This is a genomic window from Emcibacter sp., assembly GCF_963675455.1.
In the GTDB taxonomy this organism is placed as follows: Bacteria; Pseudomonadota; Alphaproteobacteria; order Sphingomonadales; family Emcibacteraceae; genus Emcibacter.
Genome location: NZ_OY776217.1, coordinates 2676575 through 2692544, shown reverse-complemented (window position 1 = coordinate 2692544; position 15970 = coordinate 2676575). Strand labels below are relative to the sequence as shown.

Annotated in this window: 16 protein-coding genes; 9 read left to right on the top strand and 7 right to left on the bottom strand. The window is 54.2% G+C overall.

The annotated features are described in order from the left end of the window. The first annotated feature begins 1 nt into the window (after position 1). Together ACORNT_RS12470 and ACORNT_RS12465 are read left to right on the top strand one after the other, a co-directional pair. On the top strand, positions 2-1123 hold the full coding sequence (locus tag ACORNT_RS12470) for a cysteine desulfurase family protein (protein WP_321391270.1): 1122 nt from the start codon (positions 2-4) through the stop codon (positions 1121-1123). Continuing rightward, positions 1120-2280 (top strand): cysteine desulfurase family protein, encoded by a 1161-nt coding sequence (locus ACORNT_RS12465; protein ID WP_321391267.1) that lies wholly within the window; start codon positions 1120-1122, stop codon positions 2278-2280. Before ACORNT_RS12470 ends, ACORNT_RS12465 begins: the two co-directional genes overlap by 4 nt. On the opposite strand, the gene ACORNT_RS12460 is transcribed toward ACORNT_RS12465, so the two are convergent. From ACORNT_RS12460 to ACORNT_RS12445, 4 genes are all read right to left on the bottom strand, one after another. Further along, positions 2274-3197, bottom strand: coding sequence for a 2-dehydropantoate 2-reductase (locus ACORNT_RS12460; RefSeq protein ID WP_321391264.1), 924 nt, complete (start codon positions 3195-3197; stop codon positions 2274-2276). The genes ACORNT_RS12465 and ACORNT_RS12460 overlap by 7 nt on opposite strands. Before the next feature lie 3 nt (positions 3198-3200). Continuing rightward, positions 3201-3965 carry an alpha/beta fold hydrolase gene (locus ACORNT_RS12455; RefSeq protein WP_321391261.1) on the bottom strand — a complete coding sequence of 255 codons (765 nt, stop codon included), beginning with the start codon at positions 3963-3965 and terminating at the stop codon, positions 3201-3203. 133 nt (positions 3966-4098) lie between these two features. Further along, entirely contained in the window at positions 4099-4458 is a 360-nt protein-coding gene (locus tag ACORNT_RS12450; protein ID WP_321391258.1) for a hypothetical protein, read from the bottom strand. A 164-nt stretch (positions 4459-4622) separates the two neighbouring features. Beyond that, complete coding sequence (locus ACORNT_RS12445) at positions 4623-5300, bottom strand: arylesterase (protein ID WP_321391256.1); 678 nt, start codon at positions 5298-5300, stop codon at positions 4623-4625. 54 nt (positions 5301-5354) lie between these two features. Here ACORNT_RS12445 and ACORNT_RS12440 point away from each other — a divergent pair, with 54 nt between their 5' ends. The 3 genes from ACORNT_RS12440 to ACORNT_RS12430 are packed head-to-tail and all read left to right on the top strand — an operon-like array spanning position 5355 to position 8826. Further along, positions 5355-6068, top strand: coding sequence for an ABC transporter ATP-binding protein (locus tag ACORNT_RS12440; protein ID WP_321391253.1), 714 nt, complete (start codon positions 5355-5357; stop codon positions 6066-6068). Next, positions 6068-8599 (top strand): ABC transporter permease, encoded by a 2532-nt coding sequence (locus ACORNT_RS12435; protein WP_321391250.1) that lies wholly within the window; start codon positions 6068-6070, stop codon positions 8597-8599. Before ACORNT_RS12440 ends, ACORNT_RS12435 begins: the two co-directional genes overlap by 1 nt. A 2-nt stretch (positions 8600-8601) precedes the next feature. Continuing rightward, a complete protein-coding gene (locus ACORNT_RS12430; protein WP_321391248.1) occupies positions 8602-8826 on the top strand; it encodes a hypothetical protein in 225 nt (74 codons plus the stop codon). Positions 8827-8901: 75 nt separating this feature from the next. On the opposite strand, the gene ACORNT_RS12425 is transcribed toward ACORNT_RS12430, so the two are convergent. Next, positions 8902-9450 carry a hypothetical protein gene (locus ACORNT_RS12425; protein ID WP_321391245.1) on the bottom strand — a complete coding sequence of 183 codons (549 nt, stop codon included), beginning with the start codon at positions 9448-9450 and terminating at the stop codon, positions 8902-8904. A gap of 270 nt (positions 9451-9720) precedes the next feature. On the opposite strand from ACORNT_RS12425, the gene ACORNT_RS12420 reads away from it, so the two are divergent. The 4 genes from ACORNT_RS12420 to ACORNT_RS12405 all read left to right on the top strand — a co-directional run bounded on the left by ACORNT_RS12420 (position 9721) and on the right by ACORNT_RS12405 (position 13727). Continuing rightward, positions 9721-10188: a MarR family transcriptional regulator gene (locus ACORNT_RS12420; RefSeq protein WP_321391242.1), complete on the top strand. Its 468-nt coding sequence runs from the start codon at positions 9721-9723 to the stop codon at positions 10186-10188. 106 nt (positions 10189-10294) lie between these two features. Then, on the top strand, positions 10295-11776 hold the full coding sequence (locus ACORNT_RS12415) for an efflux RND transporter periplasmic adaptor subunit (RefSeq protein WP_321391239.1): 1482 nt from the start codon (positions 10295-10297) through the stop codon (positions 11774-11776). Further along, a complete protein-coding gene (locus ACORNT_RS12410; RefSeq protein WP_321391236.1) occupies positions 11776-12498 on the top strand; it encodes an ABC transporter ATP-binding protein in 723 nt (240 codons plus the stop codon). Before ACORNT_RS12415 ends, ACORNT_RS12410 begins: the two co-directional genes overlap by 1 nt. After that, the gene (locus ACORNT_RS12405; RefSeq protein ID WP_321391233.1) at positions 12495-13727 is read left to right on the top strand and encodes an ABC transporter permease; all 1233 of its coding nucleotides are present in this window, start codon (positions 12495-12497) and stop codon (positions 13725-13727) included. Before ACORNT_RS12410 ends, ACORNT_RS12405 begins: the two co-directional genes overlap by 4 nt. Here ACORNT_RS12405 and ACORNT_RS12400 read toward each other — a convergent pair. Then, the gene (locus ACORNT_RS12400; RefSeq protein ID WP_321391230.1) at positions 13696-14214 is read right to left on the bottom strand and encodes a hypothetical protein; all 519 of its coding nucleotides are present in this window, start codon (positions 14212-14214) and stop codon (positions 13696-13698) included. The two genes, ACORNT_RS12405 and ACORNT_RS12400, sit on opposite strands and share 32 nt — an antisense overlap. Before the next feature lie 16 nt (positions 14215-14230). Further along, complete coding sequence (locus ACORNT_RS12395; RefSeq protein ID WP_321391227.1) at positions 14231-15847, bottom strand: hypothetical protein; 1617 nt, start codon at positions 15845-15847, stop codon at positions 14231-14233. Between the last annotated feature and the right edge of the window lie 123 nt (positions 15848-15970).

Below are 15970 nucleotides of genomic sequence, written 5' to 3'. Positions count from 1 at the left end.
ATTGACCAGACCAGTGATCTACCTGGACTATAACGCCACAGTGCCGGTCCGGCCCGAAGTCATTGACGAAATGGGCCGGGTTATGGCTGCTGGCGGCAATGCCTCCTCTGTCCACTCCCTCGGCCGTAAGGCCAAGGCGACACTTGAAAAATCACGTCAGGGCATCGCCGACATGATCAACTGTCGTCCGCAGATGATCACCTTTACCAGCGGCGGTACCGAAGCCAATAATATAGCCCTTCGCTGCGTTGGTGCAGGACGCCTCATTGTCGCGGCGACAGAGCATGATTCAATTCTCGACGTCGCCCGAAATTTTCCCGGTGAAACGGTCATTCTTCCGGTTAGCTCCAATGGCCTGATCGACCCGGCGAAACTTGCAACACTTCTTCAGGAAAGCGACCGGAAAACGGTCGTTTCCATCATGCTGGCCAATAATGAAACCGGTATCCTTCAGGATATTGCCGTCCTATCAGAATTGGTTCATGAACACGGCGCGCTGATGCACACCGATGCAGTCCAGGCGTTTGGCAAGATTCCGCTGGATTTCCGGGCCCTCGGTGTGGATATGATGAGCCTTTCTGCTCACAAGATTGGTGGCCCGCAGGGCGTTGGAGCCTTTGTTGCCTGGGAAAAGATAAATGTCGAGCCCCTGATCCGGGGGGGCGGGCAGGAACTTGGTCGCCGGTCCGGGACCGAAAATCTGCCCGGAATCGCCGGGTTTGGCGTGGCGGCCGGACTGGTGCCGAAATCAATTCAGTTGATGAAACAGGTTGGTGAATGGCGGGACCGGATCGAGAATACCCTGTCGCAGCATAGCAATACGGTACGATTTTTCGGTGTGCAAAGCCCGCGCCTGCCGAATGTCACCAGCGTCCTGATGCCGGGTGTATCCAGCGAAACCCAGGTTATGGCCATGGATTTGGAAGGAATTTGTGTGAGCGCCGGTTCGGCCTGTTCTTCAGGCAAGGTCAAGGCGTCGCATGTCATCACGGCCATGGGGGGAACACCGGATGAGGCAGCCTCGACCCTGAGGATCAGTCTCGGCTGGAACAGCCGTGAGGAAGATGTCGACCGTTTTATTGCGGCCTGGTGCAGACTTTATGACAGGAAACATGGTGCATGACCCGACCGAACCTGCCCATCTATCTGGACTATCAGGCGACAACGCCCCTGGACGGGCGGGTCCTCGACGTCATGATGCCTTATATGACCACGAAATTCGGCAATCCTCATTCGATCAATCATTCGTTCGGCTGGGAAGCCTCTGCCGGGGTTGAAAAGGCCCGGCGGGAAATTGCCGCCCTGATAGGGGCAGACGAAGAGGAAGTTGTTTTTACCTCCGGTGCCACGGAATCGAACAATCTGGCCATTAAAGGCATGGCCTATGCCCTGTACCCGGACAAAAATCATATCGTAACCGTCTGCACGGAACATAGTTGCGTAATTGAAAGTTGCAGGTCACTGGAACAAAGCGGCCTTGAGGTCACCTACCTTCCGGTGGGTGCCGACGGCATTCTGGATCTGGACCTTCTTGCCGAAAGCATCACTGATAAAACCGGACTTGTTTCGGTAATGGCGGTGAATAATGAAATCGGCGTGATCCAGTATCTGGCGAAAATCAGCAGGATCTGCCGGGATAAAGCTGTTTGTTTCCATACAGATGCCGCGCAGGGTGTGGGGAAAATCCCGCTGGACATGAAAGCTCTTGAAGTCGACCTGATGAGCATTTCCGGGCACAAGCTCTATGGCCCCAAGGGAATTGGCGCCCTTTATGTGAACACAAACCTGAAACCGCAGCCGGTGCCCTTGTTCAGTGGCGGCGGGCAGGAAAGGGGGCTTCGTTCGGGAACTCTCGCCCCTGCATTATGTGCCGGACTTGGGGCGGCCTGTGCACTGGCGGAAAAAGAGATGGAACAGGACAATGCCCATGTTCAGCAACTTGCCGGTCGTTTTCTGGAACAACTGCAAACTGTCCTCGACGGAATAACGGTCAATGGCTCCAGGGACAAGCGCTGGCCGGGCAACCTGAACCTCACGTTTGAGGGCGTCAAAAGTGACATTCTGGTGTCCGGCATCCGGGACATTGCCCTGTCCACGGGCGCGGCCTGCTCGGCAGCAACACCAAAGCCATCTCATGTCCTGACCGCACTCGGCCTTGACCGGAAAAAAATCGATTGCAGTGTTCGGGTAGGGTTTGGCCGCATGTCCAGCGAAGCCGAAGTGGATTTTGCCACTGACCTGATCATCGAAGCCGTCCAGAAAGCCCGCAATCCTTACTGAGCGCCGTTGGCAAAAGGTTTCAGACAGACGTAACAGAGGGAATGCACCGGCGTCGGCACGCCATATTTCTGACCCAGCCGGTGAATGGTGCCCTGTATCCATTCCACTTCCAGCTTGTTGCCATGCAGCTTTGCATATGCCTGGGAAGCGAGCAGGTTCTGGCCCTTGAGGGCGTCAATGCGGGCCATCATCATGGGGACAAGGCCCTGCTGCAGGCTAACACCGGCGGCGTTGGCCACGGCCTCCACTTCCTTCAAAGCCATTTCAAACAGCGGGCGAATGTCGGGATCCTGACACATGGCGCCAGCCTCCATTCCGGTCATGGCGCCAAGTCCCGCATTGGCCGCCAGCAGGACAAATTTTTCCCACAACATGACCATCATATCCGGATGTCTGTCACCGGCCATGGCGCTGTCCTGGACAACGGCGGCAATCTTTTCATACTGTTTTTCATCGATGCCGTCTGGTCCCGCATACATCATCATGCCAGCGCCGCCGTTATGACGAATGACACCCGGGCCTTCGATATTGGCGGAGACATAGATAGATCCGGCAATTGTCTTGTTGTGGCCGACCACTTCGGAAATCATATCAACGCTTTCCACGCCGTTCTGCAGGGTCAGGATAATAGTGTCCGGTCCCATCATAGGCAGACACAGTCTGGCGCCCTCCATTGTGTCATAAAGTTTGACGCTGAAGACGATCAGGTCCATTTCCCCAAAAGAAGAAGGGTCTTCTGCGGCGATGAAACTGGTGACGGTCGTGTCCCTTTCTTCCTCGCGAAGGGTCAGGCCTTTTTCTTTCATGGCCTCCAGGTGTTTTCCGCGGGCAACAAAAAAGACCTCATGTCCGGCTTCGGCAAGCTTGACACCGAGAAACCCACCCATGCCGCCAGCGCCGATTATTCCTATCTTCATCTCTCAGTCCTCCAGAAAATCCATAACCAGTTTGGTAAATTCCTGCGGTTTTTCCGCATGCAGCCAGTGTCCGGCACCGGCCAAGGTTTCTATTCGGGCATTGGGAAACAGCTCGCGGATCGCCGGATAAAAACTTTCCGGAATATATTCAGATAATTCACCGCGGATGAACAGGGCGGCTTTCTCAAAAGGAGCTCCCCTGGGGGCGGCAGCAATCTGATCATACTCATGTTCAAGGACCGGCAAGTTCATGCGCCAGTAAAAGCCCTGGTCTTTTTTACGGGCGAGATTGCTCAGCAGGAACAGGCGCACACCGGGATTTGAAATATAGTTTTTGAGCACAGTTTCCGCCTCGCCCCGGGAGCTGATCGCATTCAGGTCGAGGGCGTTGAGGCCGTCAAAAACTTCTGTGTGGTTGGGCGGATAGGTGACCGGCGCAATGTCACCGACAATCAGTTTATTGACCCTGTCCGGATGACTGAGCGCCAGCTGCATGGCCACCTTTCCGCCCATGGAATGGCCGAGGATATTTGCAGACGTCATGTTGTGGTCATCCATAAATTCGAGAATATCAGACGCCATGGCGTCATACGAACTGTCGTCACCATGCGGACTTTCCCCGTGATTGCGCAGGTCCAGGCAATAGACCGAATATTTTTCACCATATAGTTTGGCCAGACTGCGAAAATTGGAGGCTGAGCCGAACAGGCCGTGCAATATGATCAGCGGGAAACCATTGTCGCCATAATGATCGAAACGTAATTTCATTTATCACTCCCTGAGTTGGGCCAAGACTAACCCGGGAGATGTTCTTTTTAAATGAAAAGATCAATAAAAATGGAGCAAGCCCGGGGGTACAGGCTTGCTCCACAGAGACAGATAAGAGGGGTAGTAGGGGTAATTACCGTTTAGTAGTAATTTCACCTGTCTCTGTATCTACATAAAGTGTTCCGATCTGGGCACGGTTCAGCGTGCGAACGTCGACTTTCCATTTATCGCGGAAGATTTTTTCATTGCTTTCTTCATCGATTCCGGTGAGGACGCTGATTTTCTGGGCATCGCCCGGACGCAGGGAGGCATGTCCCTTTTCCTTCAGATAGTCTTTCACCATTTTCTTGGCATCATTCTTGTCGACATAAGCATATTCGACAGACTTAACGCTGCTGCGCTCTTCGATACTATCCGCATAAACAGGAGCGGCAACTGCGCCGGCCAGGGCGATGATTGTAGCATAGGTGGCAACTCTAACCTTGTGTGTCATTTTTTATCTCCTCAGGTGTGCTGTGTGGTAAGTGCATTTAAGCAGAGGAGGTGGGGTCTGAGAACTGTTATGCGATAAACAGAACCCCTTTTGCGGTGAACAAAAATTTCCGCGATAAAGTGAATTCTGGCTGCGACAAAAGGTCGCTGACGAGGCCTGTTTTGTCAGAGAAGCGGCAGGATGTGAGGCATGATTTTTTCAACAATCACGGCTACGCCCTGTTCATTGGGGTGCATGCCGTCAGTCTGGTTCAGTTCCAGTGTCCCGGCAACCCCGTCGAGGAAAAAGGGATAGAAGGATACATTATGGAGGCCGGCCAGCTCCGGATAGATTTTATTAAACAGATCTGCGTAATCAGGCCCCATGTTGGGCGGGGCAATCATGCCGACAAACAGCACCGGGATATCCCGGGTGCTCAGGATGGAAAGCATTTTGTCGATGTTTTCCCTGGTGATGACCGGGTCGATGCCTCTGAGCGCGTCATTGGCGCCAAATTCCAGGATCACCAGTTCAGGGCCGTTGCCGTCAATGCTGTCCAGCACCCATTCCAGGCGGGACAGTCCACCCGACGTCGTATCTCCGGAAACGCCGGCATTGATCATCCGGACGGATTGTCCTTCGGCTTTGAGGGCCTGTGCCAGCTGTTCGGGGAAACCCTGACCGGGCGGCAGGCCATATCCGGCCGTCAGGCTGTCGCCAATGGCCAGGATGGTTTTATCCGCCGACAGGGAAGGGGGCGCCATCATCATGGCGCTGGTCGCAATTATCAGGCCGGTTATCGCCATCCTGTTGGCAAATAACTTTATTTTGGATAATCGGGTTTTAAGTGCGCCTGCGTACATTATATTATATCCTCTGGATCAATAAAACCAGACCGCCCAACGGAAGTAGTTTAAATGACCGCCCAAAATATCGTAGAACTTCAAAATATACATCTTGAATTTAAGGGTGAAGGCCATGATGTCAACATCCTGCGTGGAATTGACCTGACCATCGAGCCCGGGAAAGCCATCGCCATTCTGGGGCCGTCCGGGTCCGGCAAGTCCAGCCTGATGTCCATCATGACCGGCCTGGAAAAGGCCACCAGCGGCAAAATTACCATCGCCGGCCGTCGCATTGATACCCTCAACGAAGATAACATGGCGCTGTTCCGGCGCGACCATATCGGTATTGTGCTGCAGGCCTTCCACCTGATCCCGACCATGACGGCACTGGAAAATGTCGCCGTGCCGCTGGAACTGGCCGGCAACCGGGACGCCTTCGCTATCGCCGAGCAAAGCCTCACGGATGTCGGGCTCGGTCACAGGCTTGATCATTACCCGGCCCAGATGTCCGGTGGTGAGCAACAAAGGGTGGCCATTGCCCGCGCCGTCGCACCGCGGCCTGAAATCCTGTTTGCCGACGAACCGACCGGCAACCTGGACGGCAAAACCGGTCAGGCGGTTATCGATCTGATCTTTTCCCTGCGCGAAAAACTGGGTACCACCATGATCCTGATCACCCATGATCCGGAGCTTGCCCGTAAATGCGACCGTATTCTCTATATCCAGGACGGCTTGATCGACCGGATTGAAGAATTGTCTCAAGCAGACGGGAAAGCGGCGGAATAATGAACTCACTCCCGACAGCTTTCCGTTTTGCCCTCCGGGAACTGCGTTCCGGCGTCAAAAGATTCCGTATTTTCCTGGCCTGCCTGTTCCTCGGTACCGCCATCATTGCCTCGGTGGGGTCCGTCACCACCAATATTTCCGAAGGCCTGAGCCAGGAGGCTCGCCTGTTCCTCGGCGGTGACATCGAAGTCAGCATGATGCAGCGGGAACTTAGTACGGAAGAGCAATCTTTCCTGGAAGCGCGCGGCATCATTTCCCGGGTGTCCACGCTTAGGGTCATGGCCCATCAGGCGGCGGGCAAGGTCGAAGACAGTTCGCTGGTGGAGCTCAAGGCCGTTGATGACCTTTATCCGTTGTTTGGAGCATTGAAGTTCCTGAATGGCGATGCCCCGGCAGACCTCTATGCGGAACAGGACGGAAAACCGGCGGTTGTGATTTCCGAGGCGCTGGCCAACCGGTTGTCCCTCAGCCGGGGTAATCCGCTGAAGTTGGGCAGTACGGTCTATTATGTCTCCGCCATTGTCACGTTCGAGCCGGACCGTTCAAACCAGGGCCTGCAACTGGCGCCGGGGGCGCTCATGTCCTATTCGGGCCTCAAAGCCAGCGGCCTCGTGCAGCCCGGCAGCCTGATTCGCAATTATTACCGGCTCAAACTGAACGACGGGCAGCAGCTGCAAGCTGTCAAAGAAGAGATCAAGCAGGCATTCCCCGATGCCGACTGGCGGCTTCGGGACCGCGGTGACGGTGGTTCGGGCGTCAGACGATTTGTCACCCGGCTCGGCCAGTTTCTCGCCCTTGTGGGCTTGACGGCGCTGCTGGTCGGCGGGGTAGGGGTCAGCAATGCGGTGACAGCTTACCTCTCGGGCAAAACATCAACCATCGCCACCTTCAAGATCCTTGGCGCCCGCTCCGGCATGATCATGCAGATTTACCTGATCCAGGTCCTGCTGATGGCAGCGCTGGCCACGGCAGCCGGTCTTGTGCTTGGCGCCCTGATGCCGGTGCTGGTCGGCGATCTTCTGGTTCGCTTTCTGCCGGTACCGGTGGCGGCTGGCTTTTACCTCAAGCCCTTGCTGCTGGCGGCGCTTTACAGCCTGCTGATTACCCTGATCTTTACCCTGTGGCCGTTAAGCCGGGCGCAGAATATCCCGGCCGCCCGGTTGTTCCGCCAGCTTGTCCATAAGAACGAGCGGGTAAAATATCCCAAGATCTTCATTGCCCTTATCCTCGGCCTTCTGGCGGCTTTGGTCGGGCTTGTGGTCTGGCAGTCGGAACATCGCAACATCACTTTGTTTTTCCTCGGCGGCACGCTGTTTGCCTTTCTGGTGCTGTATGGGGCAGGGTGGCTTATCCGGTTTCTCGCCCGCCGTCTGCCGCGCCCGAAAAGCCCGACCCTGCGCATTGCGCTCAGCAATATTCACCGGCCCGGCAACGCTACTGTTTCGGTGGTTCTGTCGCTCGGGCTCGGCCTGATCCTGTTTACCGCCATTGCCCTGGTGGAAAATAACATTACCCGGGAAATCAATGACCGGGCGAGCCTCGAGGCGCCGTCGTTCTTCTTTATCGATGTCCAGAAAGACCAGCATGACGCCTTTACGTCATTTCTGGAAAATCTAAACGGTGTCAATGATATACAGAGCGTTCCTAACCTGCGCGGCCGCATCACGCACCTGATGGGAATTCCGTCCGAAGAGGTCGAGATCGACCCGGAAGGCAGCTGGATGCTGCGCGGCGACCGGGGCCTGACCTTTGCCGCCAAACGGCCGGAAAACAACCCGCTTGTGGCTGGCGAATGGTGGTCCGAGGGCTATGACGGCCCGCCGGAAGTCAGTATTTCCACCGATATGTCGGACACCATGTATCTGGATCTTGGCGATGAAATTACCGTCAATGTGCTTGGCCGGTCGATCACCGCGACTATTTCCTCGCTGCGGGAAGTGGACTGGGAATCTTATGGTATCAACTATGTGGTCATGTTTGACCCGAATACCCTGAAACCCGCACCTTTTACCTATGTGGCGACGGCAAAGGTGGCGCCGGAGCTGGAAAGCGAGACCTTCAGGGCCATTGCCCGGGAATATCCCCAGGTTTCCATTGTCCGCATGAAAGAGGTGCTCACCACATTGCAGGATATGCTGGTCAAGATCGGGGCCGCCGTCGATGTGATGGCTGCTATTACCATACTGGCCGGGATCCTGGTGCTGGCCGGTGCTATTGCCGCCGGGCACAAACGCCGGGTTTATGATGCGGCGGTTTTGAAAATTCTCGGGGCAACCCGGATGGACGTGCTCAGGGCCTATGTGCTTGAATTTATCATTCTCGGGCTTATGGCCGGCCTTGTCGCCATTGCACTCGGCACCCTGGCGGCCTGGGGAATTGTCGTCGGCATCATGACCATGCCGTGGCATTTCGCTGTTAACATTCCGGCACTGACCATTGGCGTCAGCATTGCCTTTACCTTGCTGGTTGGCATGATGAGCATCTGGCTTGCCATGGCCGCACGACCGGCCCAGGTGCTGCGGGAAGTATGATCGTGAGTGACCAAGACGACCTCATGGAACTCAGTGCGCCGGAGCTTCGTGTGATCCTGGAGGCCGGCGCAGATTTGCATGGTGAAGAAAAAATATCAAAAGCCCGTGTGGCGATGCAGGTCCACAATAAACGCGTTACTGACCGCTGGATCAAGGCGCTGGGGATCAAGATTGTTATAACCCTGGCCATCGTTACGGTGCTATTGGGAATATATTATTTACCATAATATAAATTATGCGAATAATTGACTGCTATATTCAGTGGGGCCTGTTTTTGTATATTCAGGCACAATATCAATTGTTTAAGCAGACTTTGATGCTTCTAATCTACATAAACGTTTCTGGATGAAATGCGCTGTAAATACCCAATAGGCAAATATAATCAGAAATGAGAACGCCCTAGCATTCGCCCCGTAAGGTTGAAAAACCTCTTTATTCTGTTTTATTTCTTCTTGAACGAGAATTTTTGACGCCCGCCAAAATAACATCAGAAATGCCAACCCTGTAGCCAGGCTTAAGGCCGCGCCTAACTCGTGTTCGATATAGTGCCATCTCTCAGGCATATATGCGGATAACAGTCTAAATAGTGCAAAAACCAAGAAAATGGCAAACCCTAGCTTATGCAAGACTTGGCTGTGAAGAACGTGTTGCGGAACAAATTCAAGCTGAATAAATCTTATCACTGAAAGAGGCCATCCGAACATTAGCAGAAAAGATAATACCCCGATAATTCCATGTGTTCGTTCAGACGGTGTTATGATCTCTGCCGAGACCACTGAAAAAACAAGTATCAGGAACATGAAACCAGAAAAAATTATCAAAGGATGTAAAAAAACAATTTTCCGAAGCATGATTCATCCCCAAATTGAATAAAATCCAGCATTCATGTTAACATTTTCCCGGAACATGTCTATGCAACTATTTTCACTTATCATCCCCATTTCATTGATCTTTTTTCGCATGTAAAAAATTTAGTTAAAATTTTAACTTATTGATTTTAAATAAAAATTTGACTCTTTGTAGGTGCAGATATATATTTTGCGCGATTTTCGGGGATTACCAAGTCCGGTACTTATCCGGCAAACGAGGGACAGGCCGAAGATAATGAGGCCGGGGAACCCATGACAAAGAAAAAAAATAAAAATACCGAGACCAGGGATGCTACACCACAGGAAAACAGGTCAGTTTGTCTGGCCCAGAGTATTATGGCCCTGCGCCACCGGCTCTACAAGATGGCCAGCGAATGTGCGCCGGGCAGCAATCTGAAGAGTTCGGAACTGGCCCTTTTGATAACGCTGGGGCGTACCGGCACCCAGTCTATGAGCGATCTGGCCAAGGCCTGCTTCTTTTCACCGCCGAATGCCACCTATATTGTCTCCTCGCTGGAGAAAAAGGGACTGGTCAAGCGGGAGAGGTCCGACAAGTCAAGCCGGGTGGTCTTTGTCAATATGACCCCTGCCGGGCGGACTGTGTTTGAACAGACCTATCCGCTGATCGTGCGCCGGATGAATAAATTCTTCGGTGACCGGCTGTCGGATGTACAGATTGATGTTCTCGAACAGGTGCTGACTAAACTGACCGCCGACTGATCCGGCCGGGCTTAAATTTTATATTTTTTGTGACAGTAAAACCGCGGGCTGGCGTATCATGATATATGTTCTGTAATATATCATGTAATCCTGTGAGAGACCTGCCGTGTTGAACCGGAAAGTTATTTCAGCCGCCTTCCTTGCCCTGCTTGCGGGTGCCGGCGTTTATTATTTCCTCATCGCCCCGTCGCCCTCCTCCGGCGATGTGACCTATGTGACCGGGGCCCTCGATCGCGGCTCCATCAACCGCAGCGTCTATACCTCCGGCACCGTCCAGCCGGTGGTGTCCGTAGAGGTAGGGTCGCAATTGTCCGGCCAGATCATTGCGCTTTACAAGGATTATAATTCCGGGGTCAAAAAGGACGAGATCATTGCTAGGATTGACCCCCGTTCCTTTGCCGCCCGGGTCAGGCAGTCGGAAGCTGATGTTGCCGTCGCCATCGCCAACCTGGAGAAGGAAAAGGCAAGTCTGGTCCAGGAGGAAGCCCTGCTCTATCAGGCCAGTCTGGCCTTTCAGCGCCAGAAGGAGCTTCTGAAAAAGGGTAATGTCTCACAAAGCGCTTATGAAGATGCCGAGGCCAACTATAAAACGGCGGAGGCCGGGATTCTTGTCGCCAAGTCCCGGGTGAAGAACGCCGAAGCGGCCCTGCTGCAAAGCCGGGAAAATCTGGAGCAGGATCAACTTGATCTTGAGCGCACCGACATCCGTTCGCCGATCGACGGCGTCGTGGTGGACCGTGCCGTTAATGTCGGACAGACCGTTGCCGCCAGCATGTCGACACCGGTATTGTTCACCATCGCCCAGGACCTGCGGGAAATGCAGATCGAGGCGGAGGTCGACGAAGCCGATATTGGTAACATCCGGGACGGCAATATCGTCTTCTTTACCGTTGATGCCTTCCCTGACCTTAAGTTCGAGGGTACGGTCAAGCAGGTACGCCTGTCGCCGGAAGAATCCCAGAGTGTGGTCACCTACATGGTCATCATATCGGCGCGCAATGACGAGCTTAAACTGTTGCCGGGCATGACCGCCAATGTGAATATCATCACCGGCCAGCGCAAGAATGTGCTCAGGGTCCGGAACATGGCCCTGCGTTTCAAGCCAAAGGACGAAAGCCGGGTGATGGAGGCTGAAAAACCTCAGGCGACTGCCCCTGCCGGTGCCCCCTTCCCGCCTGTCAATGGCGGGAGTAATGGCCCGCGCGTGCCGGAAGGTGTTGACCTGACGGCCGAACAGCAAACCGAGATAGCCGCCCGCCTGAAAGAACTGTTCGGCAGCAGCCAGGCACCGGTCCTCGGCCCGCCGCCCGGTGCAACGGAAAGGGACGCCATGCGCCAGCGCATCAGCAATATTTTCAGGGAAGTCATGACGCCGGATCAGTATGAAGTCTGGCAAAAGGCGCAAAACAGCCGCGAACGCCCCCGGGACGGTGTGCTCTGGACCCTGAACGGTGACGGTTACCTCATTCGGCATGATATTCTGACCGGCATCAGTGACGAGGACTATACGGAGATTATAGGGACGCCCCCCGGGCTTGATGTCGGAACAGAAATTGTCATTCGGGAAAAATATGTCAGGAAAAACTGATGATGCAGTCCCCCGGCACAGATGATAATCCGCCCCTGATTGTCTGCGATGACCTGCATCGCCATTACCGGCTTGGCGAAACTGTGGTACACGCCCTGGACGGAGTCAGTACGACCATCCGCCAGGGGGAATATGTTGCCATCATGGGGTCGTCAGGCTCCGGCAAATCCACTTTCATGAATATGATCGGCGTGCTTGATGTGCCGACCTCCGGCGAGCTTTATATCGACGGCCGCAAGGTCAGCGACATGACATCCGATGAACTGGCCAGCCTGCGCAATGAACGGATCGGTTTTGTTTTCCAGCAGTTCAACCTGCTGTCCCGGGCGTCGGCCCTTGAGAATGTCAAACTCCCCCTGCTCTATTCCCATATGCCGTCGTCAAAAATGAAGGAAAGGGCGTTGGAATGCCTGCGGCTTGTCGGGCTTGAAGAACGGGCCGACCACCTGCCGTCACAACTGTCGGGCGGGCAGCAGCAGCGGGTGGCCATTGCCCGGGCGCTGGCCAACCGGCCGAAGATCATTCTGGCCGACGAACCGACCGGTGCCCTTGACAGCAAAACGTCCCAAGACATCATGGCCCTGTTCGGTGAACTGAACAGCCAGGGCATCACCGTCATTGTTGTCACCCACGAAGCCGAGGTTGCCGCCTGCGCCCGCCGCCAGCTTGTTTTCCGGGACGGCAGGATCATTCGGGACACGGCGGAAGGAGGCGCCTCATGAACCTGATGACCAGTCTCGGCATTGCGCTTACCGCTCTGCGGCTCAACGCCCTGCGCAGCTTCCTGACCATGCTGGGCATTATTATCGGGGTTGCGGCGGTCATTGTCATGGTGTCCATCAGCAACGGCGCCCAGAAACAGGTAGAGGCCGTGATCAGCAGCCTGGGCACCAATATCCTGATGGTTCGTCCGGGCCCCGGTTTCATGGGCCGACGGAGCGCCGGCGCCGGTACGGAAACGCCCTTTTCAGAAAAGGATTTCGAAGTCCTGCAAAAGGAAGTGGAGGACGTCTATGCCATGACCGGGTCGCTTACGGCTTCCGCGCCTGTGATCGTTGGTAACACTAACTGGCTGACGACTATTCAGGGCGGACATGAGGGATTTCTCAAAACCATGGCCTGGGAGCTGGACAATGGTCGCAATTTTGCCGATCAGGAAGTCCGTTCCGCCGCCAAGGTGGCAATCCTCGGGCAAACCGTGGCAGAGGAACTGTTTGGCGAGACGGATCCCCTCGGACAACGTATCAGGATCAAGAAAATACCCTTCACCGTCATCGGTATCCTGCATGAGAAAGGCCAGAATGCCTTTGGCCGGGATCAGGACGATATCGTCATTATTCCCATTTCCACGGCACGTAAACGCCTCGCCGGCCGGGATGATACAGTGCCCGACCAGATACCCTCGATCACGGTGAAAATGGAAGACTGGGCCGATCTGGATGTGGCCAAGTCCCGGATCGAGGAAATCCTGCGGGAACGGCGGAAAATCAAATCAGGGAATGCCGATGACTTCTCCGTCCACAACCTGTCGGAAATGGTCAAGGCCCGCACCGCGACAGAAACCACCCTGTCGGTGTTGCTGGCGGCCACGGCGGCCATCTCGCTGATTGTCGGCGGGATCGGTATTATGAACATCATGCTGGTCTCGGTGACCGAGCGGACCCGGGAAATCGGCCTTCGCTTAAGTGTCGGCGCCCGCAAGAAAGATATCCTGCAGCAGTTTCTGGTAGAAGGCATCACCCTGTGCCTGATCGGTGGGCTGATCGGTATAATGTTTGGTGTAATCGCGACCATCATGATCAGCCGGATCGGGGAATGGCCGATCGTTATCGGGCCCTCTGTCATTCTGCTGGCAATCGGGGCGGCCGCGGCAGTCGGCATATTCTTTGGATATTATCCGGCCCACAAGGCCGCAAATCTTAATCCGATTGATGCTCTGAGGTATGAATAAGATCCCGTAACTGGTTCACCGTGAACGGCTTCCAATGAGGCGGCAGCCTGCCCTGCAGCCGGTCATCCACACTGACCTCAAAAGCCAGCAGGACACTGAGGCTGTGGGATATAATGCTGTAGCTATTGTCCCGTCCGCCTGTCAGAAAAAGCAGGTAGCTTTTGTCCGGGGACGGATAGAAAGGCATGGTCTGGCCCGGAGAGCGAAGCTTTATTGTTCCGGCCGGGACGCCCTTCAGTGCATCCAGAACGATAAAAGAATGAATAGACGGCCTGTCGGTGGGGGAAGAGGAAAACTGCCGCCCGGCAGGGCGGGCAACGACAATAGCCGTGGCAGCGTTGATCGCTTCGGGAAGACTGCCTTTAAACAGTTGGATTTGTCCGTTCCTGGAATTCTGGGAAAAAGCACTCCCCGGTACAGGTCCGGGAAGTGCAGTGATAATAAAGATAAGGAAAAACAGAACTGTTTTAGGTGAAGGTCGCACCATTTTTCCTCTTTTATAGTTAGTTGGCGAACTTTTTCCTTCTGGAGCGTACCAGAACACCGAAGCCCATGGCAAGAAGCAGGGCTGCTGCCGGAGCGGAAACTACAGAAGTCCGGGAGACAAAGAGCTGGTAGTTACCGAGGCTCCACTCATCGAACCCTGTGCCGGTATAGTCAAAGCCACTGACGACGGCATAGAAGATGCCTGTATAGTCCAGAATGAAATCAAAGATAAATGAGTCCGGGCTCTCGAATTCATCGTCACTATACATGATCATATTCATGGCTTCGTCGAAGATATAGAGAATGGGGTCAAAGAAATCTTCATTATTCCAGTCTACCAGGGAGATCACTTCAAGATTGAAGATATCTCCTTCTTTTCCTTCAAAGGCATAGAAGTCCAGTTGCTCTATTTCCGAAATACTGCCTTCAATGGAGATTGCGCTAGTAACCAGGTGTTCGTTGGAATGGATGGAATAGTCCCCCTGTAATATGGTATTGGGAACATCCAGTATTTCCAGACGCACTTCCTGTGCCGTATCAAACCAGCTGTGATCCTGATCAGTTTCTGCAACAACCTGTCCCTGTTCATTGAAGGCCAGTTTGATGGCGGAACGCTCACTGAAAAAACGGTCGGTGACAACGGAATCAGCCAGGGTGAGACCTGCACTGAAGCCGGATCCCATCAGGTGAAGGGTGGTTTCGTCGCCGTTTCGTGGACCTGTATAGGTCGGCAGGAAAGCACCATCCGGCGGAGTTCCTGTAGTCGGCAACCCCTGACCGATCGGTCCCCAGGCATCATAATGCCGCAAACCGACAATATGTCCGAGTTCATGGGCACCGGTCTGGGCGCTCTGGATCGTAGTGGCAAGTGCAATATTCTCCGGTGTGGCCTCCATTCCGAGGCGGGCCTCAAATATTCCAAACTCGGCCAGGATAGCCCAGGCATTACCGTCTACGTTAGCGTTCTCCCCGCGGTCCAGGTTACGAAAGTCAATGGCGTCGGCGATACCAAAAAGAATACTGGTAGGAACACCCCCGTCTGCAAACTCGATCCCGGCAGGACCGGCAGCAGCGCCCTCACCCGGCATATTGGCATTAAAGAAAACCGTGCTATAGGTGCCTTCAGCCGGGGCTTCAGTAACAAATTGGTAGTCAAAGCCCGCATAGTCAGCCTGATAACGCTGCTGGATATAGTCACGTTCTTCCTGGGTGTAGATATGTTCGTCAAATACCTCTGTTATATCTGCACCGGTTCCGTCTGCATTTTCCTTATAGGTTCTGCTGTAAGTGCCGGTAGTTGCACTGTCAAAGTCAAGAAAAACAACCTGTGTACCAGTGGCGTTTGCGCCTGTTGAAGCAGGGGTTGAAACCTGGCCGTCGGCAAAGCCGTCAGCCACGACGGACCTGCCGACAGCTGACGAAGAAGCCGCAGAAGTCCGGAGACTGTCCGTTCTCCCGCCTGACAGCATCTGCTCTTTCAGGGCAAGCGGTGCATTCTGCCAGTGATTGCAGGTTGTTGAATGAGTGTGAGCAAGAAGAGACATCGCTTCGTCCACACTCAGAAGCGGTTCAACGGTAGTTGCGTATGCGGGCGCCGACAGGGCGGCAATGGAGATGGCCCCTATGAAGGTCATCTTTTTTATTTTTAAAGTTGTAGCATGAAAATCCACATTCATGGAAAATCCCCTTTCTAAAGGTTATAAGACTATACCGTTCCCGCCTTGCAGACGGGTTTTCAGGTGATCTTTTTATCGGGA

Bases quoted from the DNA above. Each gene is read 5' to 3' on its own strand.
- ACORNT_RS12395 (WP_321391227.1), bottom strand. From the start codon at position 15,847: ATGACCTTCATAGGGGCCATCTCCATTGCCGCCCTGTCGGCGCCCGCA.
- ACORNT_RS12435 (WP_321391250.1), top strand. From the start codon at position 6,068: ATGAACTCACTCCCGACAGCTTTCCGTTTTGCCCTCCGGGAACTGCGT.
- ACORNT_RS12460 (WP_321391264.1), bottom strand. From the start codon at position 3,197: ATGAAGATAGGAATAATCGGCGCTGGCGGCATGGGTGGGTTTCTCGGT.
- ACORNT_RS12410 (WP_321391236.1), top strand. From the start codon at position 11,776: ATGATGCAGTCCCCCGGCACAGATGATAATCCGCCCCTGATTGTCTGC.
- ACORNT_RS12400 (WP_321391230.1), bottom strand. From the start codon at position 14,214: ATGGTGCGACCTTCACCTAAAACAGTTCTGTTTTTCCTTATCTTTATT.
- ACORNT_RS12445 (WP_321391256.1), bottom strand. From the start codon at position 5,300: ATGTACGCAGGCGCACTTAAAACCCGATTATCCAAAATAAAGTTATTT.
- ACORNT_RS12440 (WP_321391253.1), top strand. From the start codon at position 5,355: ATGACCGCCCAAAATATCGTAGAACTTCAAAATATACATCTTGAATTT.
- ACORNT_RS12455 (WP_321391261.1), bottom strand. From the start codon at position 3,965: ATGAAATTACGTTTCGATCATTATGGCGACAATGGTTTCCCGCTGATC.
- ACORNT_RS12425 (WP_321391245.1), bottom strand. From the start codon at position 9,450: ATGCTTCGGAAAATTGTTTTTTTACATCCTTTGATAATTTTTTCTGGT.
- ACORNT_RS12450 (WP_321391258.1), bottom strand. From the start codon at position 4,458: ATGACACACAAGGTTAGAGTTGCCACCTATGCTACAATCATCGCCCTG.
- ACORNT_RS12405 (WP_321391233.1), top strand. From the start codon at position 12,495: ATGAACCTGATGACCAGTCTCGGCATTGCGCTTACCGCTCTGCGGCTC.
- ACORNT_RS12420 (WP_321391242.1), top strand. From the start codon at position 9,721: ATGACAAAGAAAAAAAATAAAAATACCGAGACCAGGGATGCTACACCA.
- ACORNT_RS12465 (WP_321391267.1), top strand. From the start codon at position 1,120: ATGACCCGACCGAACCTGCCCATCTATCTGGACTATCAGGCGACAACG.